This is a genomic window from Paenibacillus sp. FSL R7-0333 (assembly GCF_038000365.1).
Taxonomy (GTDB): Bacteria; Bacillota; Bacilli; order Paenibacillales; family Paenibacillaceae; genus Paenibacillus_AQ; species Paenibacillus_AQ silagei.
The window spans coordinates 1,645,399-1,663,676 of sequence record NZ_JBBOBZ010000001.1; the positions used below are offsets into that span (position 1 = coordinate 1,645,399).

Here is an 18,278-nt window from a genome sequence, read left to right on the forward strand (position 1 = left end):
CCGGCTCCAGAATGACTGCGGCTCACTTCCTGTGATCCCGGCGTCCACAAGCCTCCTGCTCCGGGAACGGTTCATTCGTCCGGGTGATGTCCCATCTAGGAGATGACAGAAGATGACCTCTTTATCCTCAGCCCTGCCAGTCCAGCTACGGTGGCTGAACCCGCCTGCTGCGGCTGCGGGAGTGACCTGGGGTGTACCCTGGTCCAAGGGCGATCTGAAGCGCGGAGAATTGGCTGCGCTATGTCTTAAAGGGGCGGCAGAAGATTTCAGTCTGCCGCTGCAGAGCCGCCCGGCTGCGTATTGGCCGGACGGAAGCATCAAATGGTCTTTGCATTCTGCCGTATGCCCTGAAGGGAGTACGGCAGGATACACGCTGGTACGGTCTGCCGGGCAGAGCGCTGTGCCCGCAGCCTTCCAGGTATCCGTGGAAGAGACGGAGGAGGCGTATATTGTCGATACAGGCAGCATCTTGTGCACCGTGGTCAAGCATGGCCCGGGCATGATCTCGCGGATCATCCGCCGGGACACGGCGGAATCCGGGGGACCGGACGAGGATCCCGGATATTATGGAGCTGTCGAGGCGGGGTTAGGATCAGGTGCACGTGAGAGTGAAGGCATGAGTATGAGAACGGCGGCGGGTGAGAGTGCAGGCGTGAGTGTGAGAACGGTGGCGGGTGAGAGTGCAGGCGCTGATGTCAGTGCAGGGGCGAGTGCTGATGTGAGTGCAGGGGCGAGTGCTGATGTGAGTGCAGGTGCAAGTGCAAGTGCAGGTGCAAGTGCGGCTATTAGTGCAGCTTCAGATGGTGCAGCTGCTGACATAGCGCCGCAGTCCAGCCCTGTAGAGCAGCTGGTGTGCAGCGGTAGCGAATTGGTCTGTCTCCGCGAGCAGCGGGACCTCCTCAGCGGGGAGCTGACGCTGCGGCAGGAGCGGTTCACCGGAGTAACGCTGAAGTCCAGCCTGGAAGAGCGGGGACCGGTGCGTGCCGTGATCCGGCTGGACGGTAGGCACAGAAGCACAAGGGGAGCCAGGGAATGGCTTCCTTATACTTTGCGGCTCTATTTCTATGCCGGGCTTGAGTCCATCCGGCTGGTGCATACCTTCCATTATGACGGCAACCCGCAGCAGGATTTCATCAAGGGGCTGGGCCTGCTGTTCAAGGTGCCGCTCAGCGGTCCGCTGTACAACCGTCATGTCCGGCTGGCGGGCAGCGGGGGAATCTTCAGCGAATCCCCCAAGACGCTCCAGACCCGCAGAACCCGGGGCAAATATGCCGATAGGTTCGCCGGGCAGCTCGAAGGGCAGAGCCAGCACTTCGATCCCGTGGAGGATGCCTATTTCACCAGCCTGCTTCAGGATTCTGCGGTATGGGATGACTTCCGGCTGGTGCAGTCTTCCTCCGAGCATTATGCCGTCCATAAGCGGACGGGGCCGGAATGCACCTGGATTAAGGGCGCTGAAGGGCGGAGGGCCGGAGGACTGGGCTATATCGGCTGTGACGGCGGGGGGCTGGCTGCTGGAGTGAAGGATTTCTGGCGCAAGCACCCGTTCGGGCTGGAGATCAGCGGCACCTCCGGCGCGGAAGCGGCGTTAAACGTCTGGTTCTGGACGCCGGAGGCTCCGGCCATGGACCTTCGCCATTATGATACGAAGACGCATGTCGAATCCTCCTATGAAGGCGCGGAGGAGTTGCGGGCAACCCCTTATGGCATCGCCAATACGAACGAGCTGACCTTGTGGTGTACCTTGCGGACGCCGGATTCCGGGGAACTCCAGCAGATGCAGCGGCAGGCGGATGAACCGCCGCTGCTGGTCTGTGAACCCGAATATTTTCACCGCAGCCGGGCGTTTGGACTCTGGAGCCTGCCGGACCGGAGCACCCCGGCCAAGGCGTACCTGGAGGACCAGCTGGATGGGATTATCAGCTTTTACCAGAAGGAAATTGAGCAGCGGAAGTGGTACGGCCTGTGGGATTATGGCGACTTCATGCACAGCTATGATCCGGTCCGCCATGTCTGGAATTATGATCTGGGCGGCTGTGCGTGGCAGAACGCCGAGCTGGTGCCGAATATGTGGCTGTGGGTGAGCTTCCTGCGGACCGGGCGCGCGGATATTTACCGGATGGCTGAAGCGATGACCCGGCACACGAGCGAGGTGGATGTGTATCATTTCGGGGAATATGCGGGTCTTGGCTCCCGGCATAATGTCGTGCATTGGGGCTGCGGCTGCAAGGAAGCGCGGATTGCAATGGCGGGTCTGCACCGCTACTACTATTATCTGACCGGCGATGAGCGCACCGGCGACATCATGGACAGTGTAAGGGATGCGGATTATTCCACGGTGAATCTGGACCCGATGCGGGCTTATTTTGCAAAAGACGAATTCAAAACCCATGTGCGGGTGGGGCCGGACTGGGCGGCGTTCAGCTCCAATTGGATGACCCGCTGGGAGCGTTATGAGGATACCTTCTACCGCGACAAAATCCTCACAGGCATCGACTGCATCAAAGCAGCCAATCTGCGGCTGATCTCCGGGCCAACCTACGGATATGATCCCGCCACGGGAATTCTCAGTCCTATGGGCGATGACAACTGGGGACGGCATCTGGCGATCTGCATGGGTGGTCCGCAGGTGTGGTTCGAGCTGGCGATGATGCTGGAGGACCCGGAGTGGGAGGACATGCTTGCTGAGTTCGGTGTCTTCTATAACTTGTCCGAGGAAGAGCAGCTGCTTAGATCCGGTGGTGCGATTACAGGAAAGCAGCGCTTCGAGCATCCGGTGCTGAGCGTGGCTATTGCCGCCTACGGTGCATGGGTCAAGGATGACCGGGCTACGGCGGAACGCTGCTGGAGCATTCTGCTTGAGAACCCGTTCGGCATCGTCAATCTTCAAGCGGAGCAGAAGCAGGTGACTTATACGGAAGCGCTGGATGAAGTGGATTGGATGAATACGAATGAAGCCTCACAATGGTCGCTGAATACGATCATTGCGCTGGAGCTGATTGCCGAAGCCCTGCCTGCGCGGGAGGCAGGAACGGGTGGGGGAGCTGGTGATGGTGCTAGTGGAGAAGCGGGGGTTAGTGTGAGGTCTGGTGCCGGAGCTAGTGATACAACTAGTGCGGAAGCTGAGGGGATTATAGAGACTGGAGCTGGTGCTGGAACTGATTTTGAGGCTGGTGCAGAAGCTGGGATAAGCGCGAGGTCCGGTGCCGGAGTTGACAATAATGCCGGTGCCGGGAAAGGAGATGTGGTTCAATGATTACGCAGCAGGCTGATGCAGGAATTCCTGAGGGCTGGCGGGAGATCTACCGCAATACGCTGGAGGGCTCCACACAGGTGGAAGGCTTCCGTATGGAAGGCGACGGAGCAGTTACTTTTCCACAGGGACGGCTGCGGCTGGAGAGCACCCGGGGGGCTGAGGAAGGGCAGAAGGCGAATGTGGTTTTCTGGTGCCCTAAGGTTTTTCCGGCAGAGCTTGCCGTATCCTGGAGGTTCCGCCCGCTGCGGGAGCCGGGGCTGGCCATTCTGTTCTTCGCGGCTGCCGGTGCCGGTGGCAAGGATCTGTTTGATCCGTCCCTGCCGGTCCGCACGGGCGAATATGACCAGTACCATCATGGGGAGATGGATGCCTATCATATCTCGTATTTTCGCCGGATGTGGGAGGAGGAACGGGCTTTTCACACCTGTAATCTGCGCAAAAGCTACGGCTTCCACCTTGTTGCCCAAGGGGCTGATCCGCTGCCGGATACCGCCGATATGACTGAGGCCTACCGGATGCTGGTGGTGAAGCGGGAGGCTGCTGTGACTTTTGCAATCAATGAATTGCCGGTGCTGCACTGGGTGGATGATGGTTCGTCCTTCGGACCGCTGCTGGGCGGAGGCCGGATCGGCTTCCGGCAAATGGCACCGCTGATAGCGGAATATAGCGATCTGGTTGTCTATGCTCCTTGAAGCTTGGATCGCTGGATGAGCGGATGAACATACGCGTCCACTCCAAACATTCTCTGGAGTCACGGCTATCCCATAACAAAAAATATACAAGTTCAATTTATATAGGGACTGACGATTATGAAGGAGGCTTAACTGCAATGCCGGGAGTCTATTACTGCTACCCGCAAGGCCGTCATAAGGCGCTGACCATGAGCTATGATGACGGGCGGCGCGCGGATGAACGTCTGGTCAGCCTGTTCAACCAGCATGGAATCAAGGGCAGCTTTCATTTGAATTCGGGGCTGCTTGGCGAAGGGGACCGTATCAGGGCAGATGAGGTTGCGGCTCTCTATCACGGACATGAGGTCAGCGTACATACGCGGAGTCATCCGACGCTGGCGCGCTGCCCGCAGGAGCTGGTCGTGGAGGAGATTATGGAGGACCGCAGGGTGCTGGAAGGGCTGATCCGCCAGCCTGTTCGCGGCATGTCTTACCCGAACGGCTCCTATACGCAGGAGATCAAGGCGCTGCTGCCGCACCTGGGCATTGAGTATGCCCGCACAGTGCAGTCTACCGGCGGGTTCGCCCTCTCGGAGGACTGGCTGGAGTGGCAGGCGACCTGTCATCATAACCGGGAGCTGCTGGCTCACGGGGAGACTTTTGTGGGGCTGCATAAGCGGCAGTATCTGTACCTGATGTATGTGTGGGGACATAGCTACGAGTTCGACAATGACAACAACTGGGAGCTGATGGAGCGCTTCTGTACCATGGCGGGCGGGCGCGCGGACATCTGGTATGCGACTAATCTGGAGCTGGTGCATTACATGAAGGCCTGCCGGGGGCTGATATTCTCGGCGGCAAGGGACTTTGTCTATAATCCGGGAGCGGCTGCTGTCTGGCTGGAGGCTGGCGGTGCGGTAGTCGAGGTGCCCGGGGGACAGACTGTGGATCTGGGCTGATACAGAACAGGGATAGAGTGAAGGAGGATGTATGGTGAATCATATGGATCATAGTCAAAAGCTGCACCGGCTGGCCGGGCTGGATATCTCTGCCGCCGGTCCAAGATGTAAAATGCTGCTCGGCGATCTGGACGGGGACGGCCGGGCTGAACTGCTGCTGGTGCAGCCGGATAACCGCCAGGATGTCCGTTATATTCCGCATCAGGTGCAGTGCCTGACGGCTTATAATCTCGATGGCCGTCTGCTGTGGCAGACGGGAGAGCCGGATGCGAACGCAGGCAGCCAAGGCTCCGATTATCCGGCCCAGATTGCCGATATCGATGGGGACGGGGCGCTGGAGGTGCTGTGTGTGATGAAGGACCAGCTGCATATTCTGGAGGGGGCGACAGGCAAGGTCAAAGCGATTCACCGGCTGCCGGCGAAGGAGGCTCATGACTGCATCATTATTGCCAACCTGTCAGGCGGGGATTATCCTTCCGACATCATTCTCAAAGACCGCTACCAACAGCTGTGGGCGCTGGACCGGGACTTTCGGCTGCTCTGGACCCATCAGGGCAATGTGGGGCACTATCCTTGGGTGTACGATCTCGACGGCGACGGGCGCGATGAGGTCATGGCCGGATATGATCTGCTGGATGCGGACGGAAATAAGCTGTGGAGCTGCCATGATCTGGACGATCATGCCGATTGCCTGTGGGTCGGCGATGTGAACGGGGACGGGGTGCAGGAGCTGGTCATCGGCGGCAGTGTGACGGTAATGTACGATCGTAACGGGCGCGAGCTATGGCGGTACGAAGGCTCTGTCGAGTCGCAGCATTTGGCGCTCGGGCGATTCCGCCCCGATCTGCCCGGTCTGCAGATTGCAGGTCTTGACCGTATGGTCCGGGAAGATGACGGCAAGGGACTGCGGGGCAAGGACGCTATGTTCCTGCTGGACCAGTCCGGCCGGGAGCTGTGGAAGGAAGAACGTACCACTGACGGCTGGCTGACCATTGTCGAAGCCGTCAGCCGGTTCTGGCCGGATGCACCCGACTATATTCTGGCGTACCGCCGTGGGGAAGCCGTGCTTCCCGCACTGTATGACGGCTATATGAATATCGTAGCCGAGTTCGCCGAGCAGGGCTACGCCGTGCACGGCGATCTGCTGGGCAGCGGAACCGAGCAGGTCATTATTTATACGGATGAGCTGGCCGCTGTCTATGCCGGTGAAGCTCTTCCGCTGCAAGCGGTCTATCCCGGGCAGCAACTGCCCCAGCCCAAACGGCTGTACAGCTCCACCCTGTACCCCGGCGGTGAGGTGGCGTTGTGATGGGCGGCAGGGACGAGAATGCAGCGGTGAGTGCAGAGGAAGGACATGACATGAAGGGTGATGCCGAGCAGGCCAATGTTCCCGCCTACTTTCATCCGCGTCATTCCATCGTCCGCACAGCCGGAGAGCATACGGAAGCGATGCTTGCTATCATAGCGAACCGCTATATTGGTGCAAATCCGCCGCAGCCTCCGGTCTACCGCGTTCATCTGGAGAACAGTTTCCCGCGCCTGTCGGATTGCCGGTATGAGATGAACCTGAAAGAACGGCTGCCTGAGCTGCGGGACGGGGAATTTGTCTATGCCTGGGGGAAGCTGTGGAGCGATACGGACAGCGATATTCCGCTCGCTCTCAGTTGCTTCGGTCCGGTGACGGTTTACGTCAACGGCGTTGCCGTGTTCGCGTCCAATCTGAACGATGATGTGTTCCCGGACCGCAAGGCATTCTTTCGTACCGGGCTGAAGGCAGGCTGGAATCAGTTCCTGCTGGAATGTACCGCCGTCGGCACCGGCTGCGGCGGGATTTTTGGCACCGGGAGCGTGAAGGGAGCTCCGCTTCATTTTCTGGCCCCGACTGCGGAGCGCAGCGGCTGTGAGGGCTGGATCTACAGCGCGCCGCAGCAGAGCAGATGGACGCTGCAGCCGGAAGGCGGCGGCGCTTCTGAGGGAGAGGCTGCGGCGCACCGCGCTGAGTCTTCGCAGCGCGTCCGCTGCGGCGAAGCCGCGGAGGCCGCCGAAGCTGCGCTGGCGGCCCGCTGTGCCTGGTATCCGGCGGCCGGATGGCCGGATACCAAGGCACAGGGCGGGAACCTCGCGCGCGTGCTCGGCGCGGTGCCCGGCGCGAAGGCGCTGGCCTGGAGCCGGCTGGCGGTGAGTGCGCCGGGCGGAATGAACGTCCGGCTGGTCCTCCGCAGCCGGGATGTAGCGGCACTCAAGGTCTATGTAGATGGCAGGCTTGCCGCCATCCAGCCCGAAGCGAGTGCCGGCCTTGAGTGTGTGCTGCCGCTGGACTTCGGCAGCCATGACCTGCTGGTCGAGGCCGTGTGCGGCGGCCCCGGCTGGGGCTTCCGCCTGGAAGCGGCAGAGGCTGGGAACACATCAGAGGTACAGGTGGAAGCGGAGTGTAGCGCGGCTCTTGCGGAAGCTTCACCCTGCTGCTCTCCGCAGGGAACCTTGAATAAGGGAGCCGGTGCCAGTGGAGTCCACAGCACCGTGAAGCTGGTGGGTCCCTATCCGGTGGAAGGGCAGACCGGTCCATGGCTGTACCTTGGTCCGTTTCTGCAATCGGCGGCACCGCTGCCTGCGGAAGCGGCTTCTATGGATGCTCCCTTCGGTGAAGGGGCGGAGGAATGCTTTTGGCGGGTGGACCGTCCTGGCGGGGCAGTCAGGCCATATCTGGAGAGTACGCTGTACGGCCGCTGGAATTATCCGCTCGGGGTAACCCTATATGGTCTGCTGCGTACCGGTCAGCCTCTGGCTGATCCTCATTATTCCGCTTATGTCAGAGGACATATTGAGCAGTGTACCCGGCTTCATGCGTATTCGCTCTGGGACCGCAGCCGCTACGGTGCTCCGGGGATCAACCAGCAGCTGGCGCTTATGGATTCGCTGGATGACTGCGGCTCCTTCGGTGCTACGATGCTGGCGGCCCATGCAGAACAGCCGCTGCATGGAGCGCCCGAAACAGCGGCGTATATCGCCCGGTATATTCAAAATACGCAGTCCCGCGATGAGGATGGGGCGCTCTACCGTACACGGGGCACCACCGACTTCATGCAGGGAACGATGTGGTGCGATGATCTGTATATGAGCACTCCGTTCCTGAGCCGGTATTATCTGTTGACGGGAGATACCGATTATCTGGATGATGCAGTGTCACAGTTTCTTCATTACCGTAATCGGCTGTTCCAGCCGGAGCTTGGCATAATGCATCATGTGTATGACTACAAATTCGGCAAGCCGAATGGAGTAGCCTGGGGCAGAGGCAACGGCTGGGTGCTGTTCTCGCTGACTGAGCTGCTGGAGGTACTGCCGGAGCGGCATCCGCAGCGGGAAGAACTGCTGGCCTTTTACCGGACGCTGTGCGAAGGATATATACGGCTGCAGGACGCCGCAGGATTATGGCATCAGGTTCTGACCGATCCCGAATCTTATGCGGAGGCATCGTGTTCTTCGATGTTCGTATATGCCTTTGCGCGCGGTGTGCGCAGAGGTTGGCTGACAGAGCCGTATCCATATGCCGATGCAGCGCTGCGCGGCTGGATGGCGCTGGCCGAATACTGCATCGATCATCAGGGGAATGTCTATGGCGTCTGCCGGGGATCGGGGTATTCCTTCAACAAACTATATTACAAAGAACAGCTCACCTGGCAGCTCAACGATACTCACGGAATCGGCATTGTGCTGCTGGCCGGTATTGAAGCGCTTGAGCTTAGGCGGGAGCTGGAGGCGCAGCGTGTATAAGAGTTGTATTGTGGAATTGCTGCCGAAAAGAGTAATTTGTCAATCAGAGGCTATTCCTACTCATGCAGAGTTATCTTCATCTGCTTAAGTTCGATAGCCTCTTCTTCATGTAGCCGTACAGCCGCAGAACCCGGGAATCGCGCGTATACAGAATACAGGATCGTTGATCGATATAGTGAGAAAAGTAAATTTGATTCTTGCTGGGAGCGAAAGTAACGGGAAAGCGGGCCGTGTGTAGGGTGCTAGGCCGAAATGAAAGGGATAAATCCCATTAATGCGGCTAAAAGTGGATGATCAGTCAAAATGAAAGGGATAAATCCCATTGATTCGGCTGAAAATGGGCGGTGAGCGAAAATGAGAGGGATAAATCCCTCTGAGCCGTCAGAATGAAGAGCAGAAGTGCACCTGAATTTGCAGAAAACGGGCGGACAGCGTAAATGAAGAGCACAAGTGCCCCTGAATACGCCCAAAGCGGGCGGACAGCGTAAATGAAGAGCACAAGTGCCCCTGAATTCGCCGAAAGCGGGCGGACAGCGTAAATGAAGAGCACAAGTGCCCCTGAATTCGCCCAAAGCGGGCGGACAGCGTAAATGAAGAGCACAAGTGCCCCTGAATACGCCCAAAGCGGGCGGACAGCGTAAATGAGGAGCACAAATGCCCCTGAATCCCCCATAGGCGCGCAAAAAAACCGCAGGCGGAAATTCGCTTCCTGCGGTTTTTTTGCGCGGAGTGCCTTACGGGTATGTAGCACAGGCAGGCTGTGCGGTTAATCCTTATCGATCAGCTCCAGCTTTTCAAGGATCTTAAGGGTGGTAACGGCGGACAATTGCACAGCTAATTGAATGCTGGCTTGGCTGTTTCCGCTCTGCTCCAAGGCAGCTTGGTTCTCGGATAACACTTCTTCCGTCACCTGCTGGATCAGACTTTTAACGATCTCATTGTTCATAATAGGCTCCTCCTTCCGAATGTAAATACTCTCATTCTATATTTCGGCCGGACCCAGGATTTTACTTAGGGAGCAGGGAATGTTATCCGGTAATCTGAACGAATTCCACTCTTATCACAGACTTGAAGCGGAATCTGTAGTAAACTGGAAGGAATGTATAGTACGCCTGCAATTATTCTACAGAAAAGAATGTGATCAATGTATGCAGCTTCAAGCTCCTCAACCGGCCAAGAAATGGCTGGAAAAATATCTGTCCGGAGACAGCATGGATTACCGGCAAATTATCGCCTTGTTTCTGCCTATTCTCATTGACCAGGCCTTCATTATCGGGCTGAATCTGGTCAACACTGCGATGATCAGCTCGTCGGGTATGGCGGCAGTCAGTGCGGTGAATATGGTGGATTCCCTGAATATTTTTCTGATCAATGTATTTGTGGCGATTGCGACCGGGGGGACGGTGGTGGTTGCGCAGTATAAAGGAAGCGGGAATGACCGCATGGTCTCCCAGGCCACGGCCGGATCGGTTACCTCGGTCTCGCTGCTTGCGGTGGGAATCGGTCTGCTGCTGATGTCCTTCCATACGCCAATTCTGAATTTGCTGTTCGGGACGGCCTCCGCCGATGTGCTGGACAATGCCCGGGTCTATATGATCGGCAGCAGCATTTCGTATCTGGGGATTGCCGTGGTTCAGGCTGTATGCGGTGCGCTGCGGGGCGTGGGCCGGACGCGGGCTTCGCTGATGCTGTCGCTGATTATGAACGTGTTGTATGTTATCCTCAACGTTGTCTTCATTAACCTGCTGGACATGGGTGTGCTGGGCATGACACTTGCGGTCAATATTGCTCGTTATGTGGGGATGGCCTGTGCCTTGATCTATCTGTTCAAGTTCGATTCGGTGCTGCGTGTGCAGTTCCGCGACCTGTTCCATGTTCCGCTTATGATGCTGCGCAAAATCATGTTCATCGGCGTACCGTTCGCCGCAGAGCAGATGTTCTTCAACGGCGGCAAGCTGCTGACGCAGATCTTCATTGTCAGTCTGGGCACGTATGCCATCGCCACCAATGCGATTGCCGGATCGCTGGCGATGGTCTTTCAGATTCCGGCCAGTGCACTGTCGCTGACGATTGTAACCGTGGTCGGCCAGTGTATCGGACGGGGGGATGTAGCGGATGCCCGGAAGTTCATCAAGTCCTTCCTGTGGATCGGTTCCGCCTCTTACGCCCTGGTGGCCTTGATCCTGATGCCGCTGTTCCATCCGCTGGTGTCGATCTTCTCTCCGCCTGCGGAGATCATCGATGATCTGTTTGTGGTACTGCTGGTGAATGCGATTGCCCAGATTCCGCTGTGGGCCTTCAGCTTCATTCTGCCGTCTGCGCTGCGGGCAGCGGGAGACTCCCGCTTCACCTCAATTGCTTCCATGCTAACCATGTGGCTGTTCCGGGTGGTCTTCGGCTATATTCTCGGGATCGTTCTGGGCTACGGGGTGCTGGGGGTATGGCTGGCGATGAACTGCGAGTGGGCGGTCCGCGGAGCTGTATTCCTGTGGCGCTTCCGGGGCAAGAAGTGGTATGCGCACAAGCTGATATAGATACTGCCGGTTAGAAGACTCCTAATTCAGGGGTCTTCTTTGCTATGCAGTCAGCCGGAATCATCTATAAAAAGCACGGTACAACCTTTAGTTTCAGGTAAGACGCACTTTGGTCCGTATGCTACGATTTGGGGGGTGAAGGGGGAGGCTTCCACATTAGCTGTAAGCGCTTAACTCATTGAAACCCAAATTCATACAGAGGAGTGCAACGCATGAAGAGAATAATCAAGCAAGTCTCTCTGGTGCTGCTGGCAGCCCTTCTGCTTCTTCCGGCAGGCGGATATCTTCCGGCTGCTCAGGCAGCCGAGGCACAGACCACGGTATATCACGAAACGTTTGCGAATGGCGCAGGTAAGGCAGTTCAGTCGGGAGACGCCAAGCTGGAGGCGGTTAAGGGCGTTGTTTTTGACGGAAATAGTGATGGGGCAGCGCTGTATGTCAGCAACCGGAAGGATAGCTGGGATGCGGCTGATTTCAACCTCTCGGATATGGGCATGAAGAAGGGCAGCACCTATACCGTAACAGCGGTGGTCTATGTGGATGGCAGCGTAACTGTGCCGAAGGACGCACAGGCAGTGATGCTGACACTGGACGGTTATGGCAATTACGCCGGTGGCGAATATCATGCGGGCCAAGCCGTGACCTTGACCAAGACCTTTACGGTGGACGCGGAGCAGAAGCTGCGCATCCAGTCAGACGATAAGGGAGCCACAGTACCCTTCTACCTTGGCGATCTTCTGATAACGACAGAGTCCACTCCGGGCGGCGGGGAAGAGCCTGTGCGTGAACCGGCTTTGCCGTTCAGTACAGTGACTTTTGAAGATCAGCAAGAGGGCGGCTTCACCGGCAGAGCCGGAACCGAGACGCTGACCGTAACGAATGAAGCGAATCATACCGAGGGCGGTTCATATTCCCTGAAGGTCGAGGGCAGAAGCAATACCTGGCACGGGCCTTCCCTCCGTGTGGAGAAGTACGTGGACAAGGGCAGCGAATATACCCTTTCTGCCTGGGTGAAGCTGATCGAACCGGCGAGCGCACAGCTCCAGCTGTCTACACAAGTAGGCACAGACAGCAGTGCAAGTTATGTGACCCTGTCTCCCAAGACGATCAGTACGGCTGACGGCTGGGTGAAATATGAGGGCAGCTACCGCTATAACAGCGTGGGCGGCGAATACCTGACCCTATATATTGAAAGTTCCAATAATGCAACCGCTTCCTTCTATATCGATGATATTAATTTCGAGCATACAGGTACCGCTCCGGTGGATATTCAGAGAGATCTGATTCCGCTAAAAACAGCCTATCAAAATGACTTCCTGATCGGCAACGCGCTATCCGCCGAGGATCTGGAAGGCGTACGGCTGGACCTGCTGAAGATGCATCACAACGTTGCTACCGCAGGTAATGCCATGAAGCCGGATGCGCTGCAGCCGACCAAAGGCAATTTCACTTTTACAGCAGCGGATGCGATGGTGAACAAGGTGCTGGCTGAAGGGATGAAGATGCATGGGCATGTACTGGTATGGTATCAGCAATCGCCTGACTGGATGAACTTGACGACGGATGCAGCAGGCCTTAGCGTTCCGCTGGGGCGTGACGAAGCACTCGCTAACCTTAGAGCGCACATCAAGGGAGTTATGGAGCATTTCGGAGACCGGGTCATCTCCTGGGATGTGGTCAACGAGGCAATGAATGATAACCCGTCCAATCCTTCGGACTGGCAAGCGGCGCTGCGTAAGGCTCCGTGGTATGATGCCATCGGTCCGGATTATCTGGAGCAGGCATTCCTGGCGGCCAGAGAAGTGCTGGACCAGCATCCGGAATGGGATATCAAGCTGTATTACAATGATTACAATGACGATAACCAGAACAAGGCCCAGGCCATCTACAGTATGGTCAAGGAACTGAATGACAAGTACGCGCTGACTCATCCCGGCAAGCTGTTGATTGATGGTGTAGGGATGCAGGCGCACTACAATATCAATACGAATCCAGATAACGTCAAGCTGTCGCTGGAGAGGTTTATCTCCCTTGGCGTAGAGGTCAGCATTACCGAACTGGATATTCAGGCCGGCAGCCAGAATACGCAGACAGAGAAGGAACGGATTGCCCAAGGCTATCTGTATGCGAGGCTGATGGATCTCTACAAGGCCCATGCCGACCATATTGCGCGGGTAACCTTCTGGGGCATGGATGACCGCACAAGCTGGAGAGCGGAGTCAAGCCCGCTGCTGTTCGACAGGGATTTGCAGGCGAAGCCGGCTTACTACGCGGTCATTGATCCGGCCAAATTCATGGCTGAGCATGAGCCGAATACGGCAGAAGCCAACGTGTCAGAGGCAGTCTACGGCACGCCGGTTATTGACGGAACAGCGGATGGAATCTGGGCCTCTGCGCCTGAGATGGCTGTGAACCGTTATCAGATGGCCTGGCAGGGCGCAAGCGGAACCGCACGTACCCTATGGGATGACCAGAATCTGTATGTGCTGGTTCAGGTCAGTGACGCCCAGTTGGACAAGAGTAATGTGAATGCATGGGAGCAGGACTCTGTCGAGATTTTCGTGGATGAGAATTTCGGCCGCACGACCTTCTATGAGAGTGATGACGGACAATACCGGGTCAATTACGACAATGAAGCCTCTTTCAGTCCCGCAGCCATCAGTGCAGGCTTCGAGTCGGTAACCAAGGTTAACGGAACCAACTATACGCTCGAAATGAAGATTCCGTTCAAAACAATCATGCCAGCCGGCGGCACCAAGGTTGGCTTCGACACTCAGATCAACGATGCCAAGAACGGCGTCCGGCAAAGTGTGGCCGCCTGGAATGATACCACCGGCAACGGTTATCAGGACACCTCCGTCTTCGGCGTGCTGACGCTTAAGGCCAAAGACGGCGGCGAGCCGTCAACGGAGCCGACGCCAACGCCGACTCCGGAACCAACACCTGCGCCAACGCCAACATCGGCACCGGATTCCGGCGGCACCAGCTATACCAGCAGCACACCTGCGCCTAAGCCTGCACAGTTTGATGTCAAGGACGGCGTAGTGACGATCAGACCTGAGGTGAAGACCGAAGGCACAGCGGCCAAAGCCACTGTGACGGGCGAGCTGTGGCAGCAAGCCTTGAAGCAGGCGGCCCCGGCAGCAGACGGGCGGAAGCAGATCGTCATCGATCTGGCGAACCAGACAGGTGTGGACTCCTATGAAGCGCAGTTGCCGCTTCAAGGCCTGAAGACGCAGGAGAAGTTCCTGCTTGTCCTCCAGAACGGCCTTGCTACGCTGTCCATTCCAAGTGAGCAGCTCGCAGGGATTACAGCAACCACTGAACATGTTAGCATCCGGGTCAAGCATTCCACAGCCGAAGGCCTGGATGCCACTGCTCTCCAGCAGACCGGCAGCCGTCCGGTGGTGGAGCTGAGTCTGCTTGCAGGCGGGCAGAAGGTAGCCTTGTCTGGTAGCAGTGCGATGACCGTCTCTATTCCTTACAAAGCATCAGCGGAAGAGCAGGGTGAACTTGAATCCCTTCTGGTCCGTTCGCTCACTGGCAACGGCGCATGGTCTGCTGTGGTGAACAGCCGTTATGATGCAGTGAAGGAAGCGCTGGTGTTCCGTACTACAGAGCTCGGCACATTTGCCGCAGCCTTCGCTCCGCCGACCTTTACAGATCTCGGCAGCCTGTCATGGGCGAAGCAGGCAGCCGCTGCAATGGCTGCGCGCGTTATCCTTCCGGGCGGCAACAGCTTCATGCCTGCCGCTCCTATGAACAGAGCAGACTTCACAGCCTCGCTGGTGAAGGTGCTGGAGCTTAAGGCTGCTGCTGAAGCAGTTGCAGGCTTCAGCGATGTCCAGAACAACGCGGCATACAGCAAGGAGCTTGCGGCCGCGAAGCAGCTCGGTATCGTCACAGGCTATGCGGACAATACCTTCAAGCCAGCGGGCGTCATCACCCGCCAGGAGATGATGGTAATTGCGGCGCGTGCCCTGAAGGCGGCCGGAATCATCGCTGAAGGCAGCGGATCGATTGCATCTTACACCGATGCCGGTCACATCTCCGCCTATGCCAAGGACAGCGTGTCCACCCTGCTGAAATACGGCGTAGTGAACGGTAAGAACAATAAGCTTGCTCCGGGGGATACCCTCTCCCGTGCAGAAGCAGCGGTGATTCTGTACCGGATCTGGAAGCTGTAAAGTTACTTCTAATAAGGTAGAAAGACAGCCAGCCGCCGGGCAGATTGCCGGTGGCTGGCTGTTTGTGGTTGCAGCCGGATTATATTGCTGCTGCTCCAACTCCAACTTATAATTACGATTCAAAATCCTGCTTAAACTACAACATTCACTCACATTACATCAACCGCTACTCGTATTGTTGTACAAAAAGCAGGAATATCCCGTCTTGAAGCGCCTTAACGAAGATAATCCTGCAATTCCTGCAACAATCTCCCGGGGAATCCCCATATCCTAGATGCCGAGTTGCAATACATGCAACATTAGCCCCACAGCAAAGAAATTAAGGGCCAATGACTTAAGCCGTGAAGCTGAGAGCCGGGGACGAAGAATTAACGCTTCAAGACCAGCGGAAGATACACCTCGTCCACAATATTGGCGATCGTCTCCTCCGACATAGGTGCGTTATACAGCATCAGCTCATGGCGGGCCAGATCGGACGGCAAAGTGAGCATTCGGGGAGTCACGGCTTCGGCAGATACTTCTCCCCGCTCAACAGCCCGCTCTAGCAAAATCGACATGGTCCTGTTTTGACGCCCATGGGGGAAAATATAGGAGGCAAGCGGCATATCGCCCATTTCTGCTACAAGCCCGTAGAAAGCATTCAACATGACTTGAATATTATTCTGGTTCATGGCCCGCAGCACTCCGCATACATCGTCCCTCAAATTCCCGTAATCAGGCACTTCCTCCAGCGGCAGGGGCACACGTTCCCGGATGGCGCCAAGGACAAGCTCAGCGCGGTTCGCCCACCGGCGGTAGAGTACGGCTTTGCTGGTTCCCGCCCGCTCGGCCACACTGTCCATCGTAAGATTGGAATACCCCCGCTCTGTCAACTCTTCCCGTACGGCCTGGAGTATAGCGGCTTCGAGCTCCTTGCCTCTGCGTCTGTTCTTCAATTTATCCTGTTCTTGAGAAGTGGACATACCGGTCTCAACCACCTTTGGAGAATTTCGTTGCGTTTCTTATGAGGATAGTATATCATAGGCTCAAATAAGAAACTTTAAGTTTCTTATTTGGCAACCAAAGGGAGATGATCAACTTGCAAATGCAAGCTAAACCAGCACTTGAACCGGCTGAACAGCAGGCAGCAGCCAAGAATTTGATGTGGATTCTTATGCTTGGTATTCTGGCCCCGATATTCGATACGACGATAACCAATGTGGCGATTGATACGCTGGTCCGGGAATTTAACACCCTGGTGTCCACTGTTCAGTGGGTGATGACCGGCTATTTGCTGTCATTTGCGATGGTTATTCCGCTAACCGGCTGGGCTGTGGAACGGTTTGGGGGAAGGAAGATGTGGCTATTTTCGCTGAGTCTGTTTTTGCTCGGCTCTGTGCTGTGCAGCATGGCGTGGAACGTAGAGAGCCTGATTATTTTCCGTACCCTTCAGGGGATCGGCGGGGGCTTGCTGATGCCGATCATGCAGACCTTGGCCGTACGTGCCTATGGAGGTCAGAATATGGGCAAAAGAATGGCGACCATAGCTCTGCCAGCGCTGCTTGGGCCCATTCTGGGACCGGTGCTGGGAGGAGTAATCGTCAATCATCTGAGCTGGCGATGGATCTTCTGGGTCAATATTCCGCTCTGCCTGGCTGCCATAATTGTTGCGTGGAAGGGGCTCCCCAACGAAGAGCACCATGCCCGGACGCTGCGGCTAGATGTGCCTGGACTGTTATTGCTGTCTCCGGCTATCGTGCTTACCCTGTACGGCCTTGGAGAAGTCAGCTCCCACCACGGGTTTGGTCATCCTGCGGTCCTTGTTCCCGTTATAGCAGGTGTGGCGCTTTTGACAGTATTCGTGATCCATGCCTTCCGCAAGGGAGACGAAGCGTTGATTGATGTCACGCTGTTCCGGGTACGCTCTTTAACCGTGTCCTCATCGCTGCTGTTTCTATCCGGCTTGACCACCTATGGGGCAATGCTGCTGCTGCCGCTCTATCTCCAGCAAGTCCGCGGTGAATCTGTGCTTATGTCCGGCCTGCTGCTCGTTCCCCAAGGCATCGGGATGCTGCTGACCAGATCACTGGCCGGCAAACTGACAGATCAGATCGGATCGAGACCCGTGGTTCTTGTAGGAACGGTCCTTACCATCCTTGGCACTTGGCCGCTGACGCAGCTTGGCGCAGATACGAGTTACTATTTTCTGAGTGCGGTTCTTATCGTGAGAGGTGCTGGATTAGGGGCTGTTTTTCTGCCGGTTATGGCTTCTGCCTATATCGGTCTGTCCTCGAAGCAGATCCCGCACGCTAGCAGCACCACCCGTATTATGCAGCAGATTGGCGGTGCTTTCGGTGTATCAGTTATCGCAATTATTTTACAAAATGAGCTGAATTCCGTCCTGACTCGTGACCCGGCCGCAGTGGCCGTTGCCTTCGATCATACGTTTATGTGGACGATTGCCTTCTCGGCTTTGGCGTTAATTCCGGCTGCATTCCTGCCAAGAATACGGAAATAGCGCGGCTGGTTGCGAAGGGTAGAGTGATCGGGTACGATCTGTAGTTATAATCCAAAACAACAGGGGTGCATTTCTGCTGCGGTTCAATGGCAGGCCCTGAAGGAGGAAGACTAAATGGACTACGAAGACGGCTGTGGGCGGGGCGGAGGTAGCCGTCTGATTAGAATAGGCGTTTTGAAACGCCAAAAAATCGCGGCCCTAAAGCCGCGAATCTTAATTAGATCGTGTTAGATATGGTCGAGACGACAGGATTCGAACCTGCGGCCTCTTACTCCCGAAGCAAGCGCTCTACCAAGCTGAGCTACGTCTCGACATTCTGACAGTATAGATTATACGCCTGTATGTAAGCGCTGTAAATATCCTTTTGAAGGGGATATGAGTGGCCTTACCGGTGCTGCAAAGG

At 56.6% G+C, this 18,278-nt stretch carries 10 protein-coding genes and 1 tRNA gene; 8 read left to right on the forward strand and 3 right to left on the reverse strand.

The window, feature by feature from the left end:
* Positions 1 to 112 precede the first annotated feature (112 nt).
* The 5 genes from MKY86_RS06840 (at position 113) to MKY86_RS06860 (ending at position 8,657) form a co-directional block, all read left to right on the forward strand.
* Positions 113 to 3,256, forward strand: a complete 3,144-nt coding sequence (locus MKY86_RS06840; protein WP_340826663.1) for an exo-rhamnogalacturonan lyase family protein — start codon at positions 113 to 115, stop codon at positions 3,254 to 3,256.
* Complete coding sequence (locus MKY86_RS06845; RefSeq protein ID WP_076079670.1) at positions 3,253 to 3,948, forward strand: DUF1961 family protein; 696 nt, start codon at positions 3,253 to 3,255, stop codon at positions 3,946 to 3,948. Before MKY86_RS06840 ends, MKY86_RS06845 begins: the two co-directional genes overlap by 4 nt.
* A 137-nt stretch (positions 3,949 to 4,085) precedes the next feature.
* Positions 4,086 to 4,886, forward strand: a complete 801-nt coding sequence (locus tag MKY86_RS06850; protein WP_076079669.1) for a polysaccharide deacetylase family protein — start codon at positions 4,086 to 4,088, stop codon at positions 4,884 to 4,886.
* A 31-nt stretch (positions 4,887 to 4,917) separates the two neighbouring features.
* Positions 4,918 to 6,195 carry a hypothetical protein gene (locus tag MKY86_RS06855; protein ID WP_340826664.1) on the forward strand — a complete coding sequence of 426 codons (1,278 nt, stop codon included), beginning with the start codon at positions 4,918 to 4,920 and terminating at the stop codon, positions 6,193 to 6,195.
* Positions 6,195 to 8,657 carry a glycoside hydrolase family 88/105 protein gene (locus MKY86_RS06860; protein ID WP_076079668.1) on the forward strand — a complete coding sequence of 821 codons (2,463 nt, stop codon included), beginning with the start codon at positions 6,195 to 6,197 and terminating at the stop codon, positions 8,655 to 8,657. The genes MKY86_RS06855 and MKY86_RS06860 overlap by 1 nt, the downstream gene beginning before the upstream one ends.
* A gap of 766 nt (positions 8,658 to 9,423) precedes the next feature.
* Here the strand turns inward: MKY86_RS06860 and MKY86_RS06865 are convergent.
* On the reverse strand, positions 9,424 to 9,603 hold the full coding sequence (locus MKY86_RS06865) for a hypothetical protein (protein ID WP_036722620.1): 180 nt from the start codon (positions 9,601 to 9,603) through the stop codon (positions 9,424 to 9,426).
* A 202-nt stretch (positions 9,604 to 9,805) separates the two neighbouring features.
* Between MKY86_RS06865 and MKY86_RS06870 the strand changes: the two genes are divergently transcribed.
* A complete protein-coding gene (locus MKY86_RS06870) occupies positions 9,806 to 11,191 on the forward strand; it encodes an MATE family efflux transporter (RefSeq protein WP_036722618.1) in 1,386 nt (461 codons plus the stop codon).
* Positions 11,192 to 11,403: 212 nt separating this feature from the next.
* Positions 11,404 to 15,378: an endo-1,4-beta-xylanase gene (locus tag MKY86_RS06875; RefSeq protein ID WP_076079666.1), complete on the forward strand. Its 3,975-nt coding sequence runs from the start codon at positions 11,404 to 11,406 to the stop codon at positions 15,376 to 15,378.
* 368 nt (positions 15,379 to 15,746) lie between these two features.
* On the opposite strand, the gene MKY86_RS06880 is transcribed toward MKY86_RS06875, so the two are convergent.
* Positions 15,747 to 16,340 carry a TetR/AcrR family transcriptional regulator gene (locus MKY86_RS06880; RefSeq protein ID WP_076079665.1) on the reverse strand — a complete coding sequence of 198 codons (594 nt, stop codon included), beginning with the start codon at positions 16,338 to 16,340 and terminating at the stop codon, positions 15,747 to 15,749.
* A 122-nt stretch (positions 16,341 to 16,462) separates the two neighbouring features.
* Between MKY86_RS06880 and MKY86_RS06885 the strand changes: the two genes are divergently transcribed.
* Positions 16,463 to 17,875: a DHA2 family efflux MFS transporter permease subunit gene (locus MKY86_RS06885; protein WP_083685204.1), complete on the forward strand. Its 1,413-nt coding sequence runs from the start codon at positions 16,463 to 16,465 to the stop codon at positions 17,873 to 17,875.
* Between the two features lie 234 nt (positions 17,876 to 18,109).
* Here MKY86_RS06885 and MKY86_RS06890 read toward each other — a convergent pair.
* A tRNA-Pro gene (locus MKY86_RS06890) sits at positions 18,110 to 18,186 on the reverse strand.
* Positions 18,187 to 18,278 lie beyond the last annotated feature (92 nt).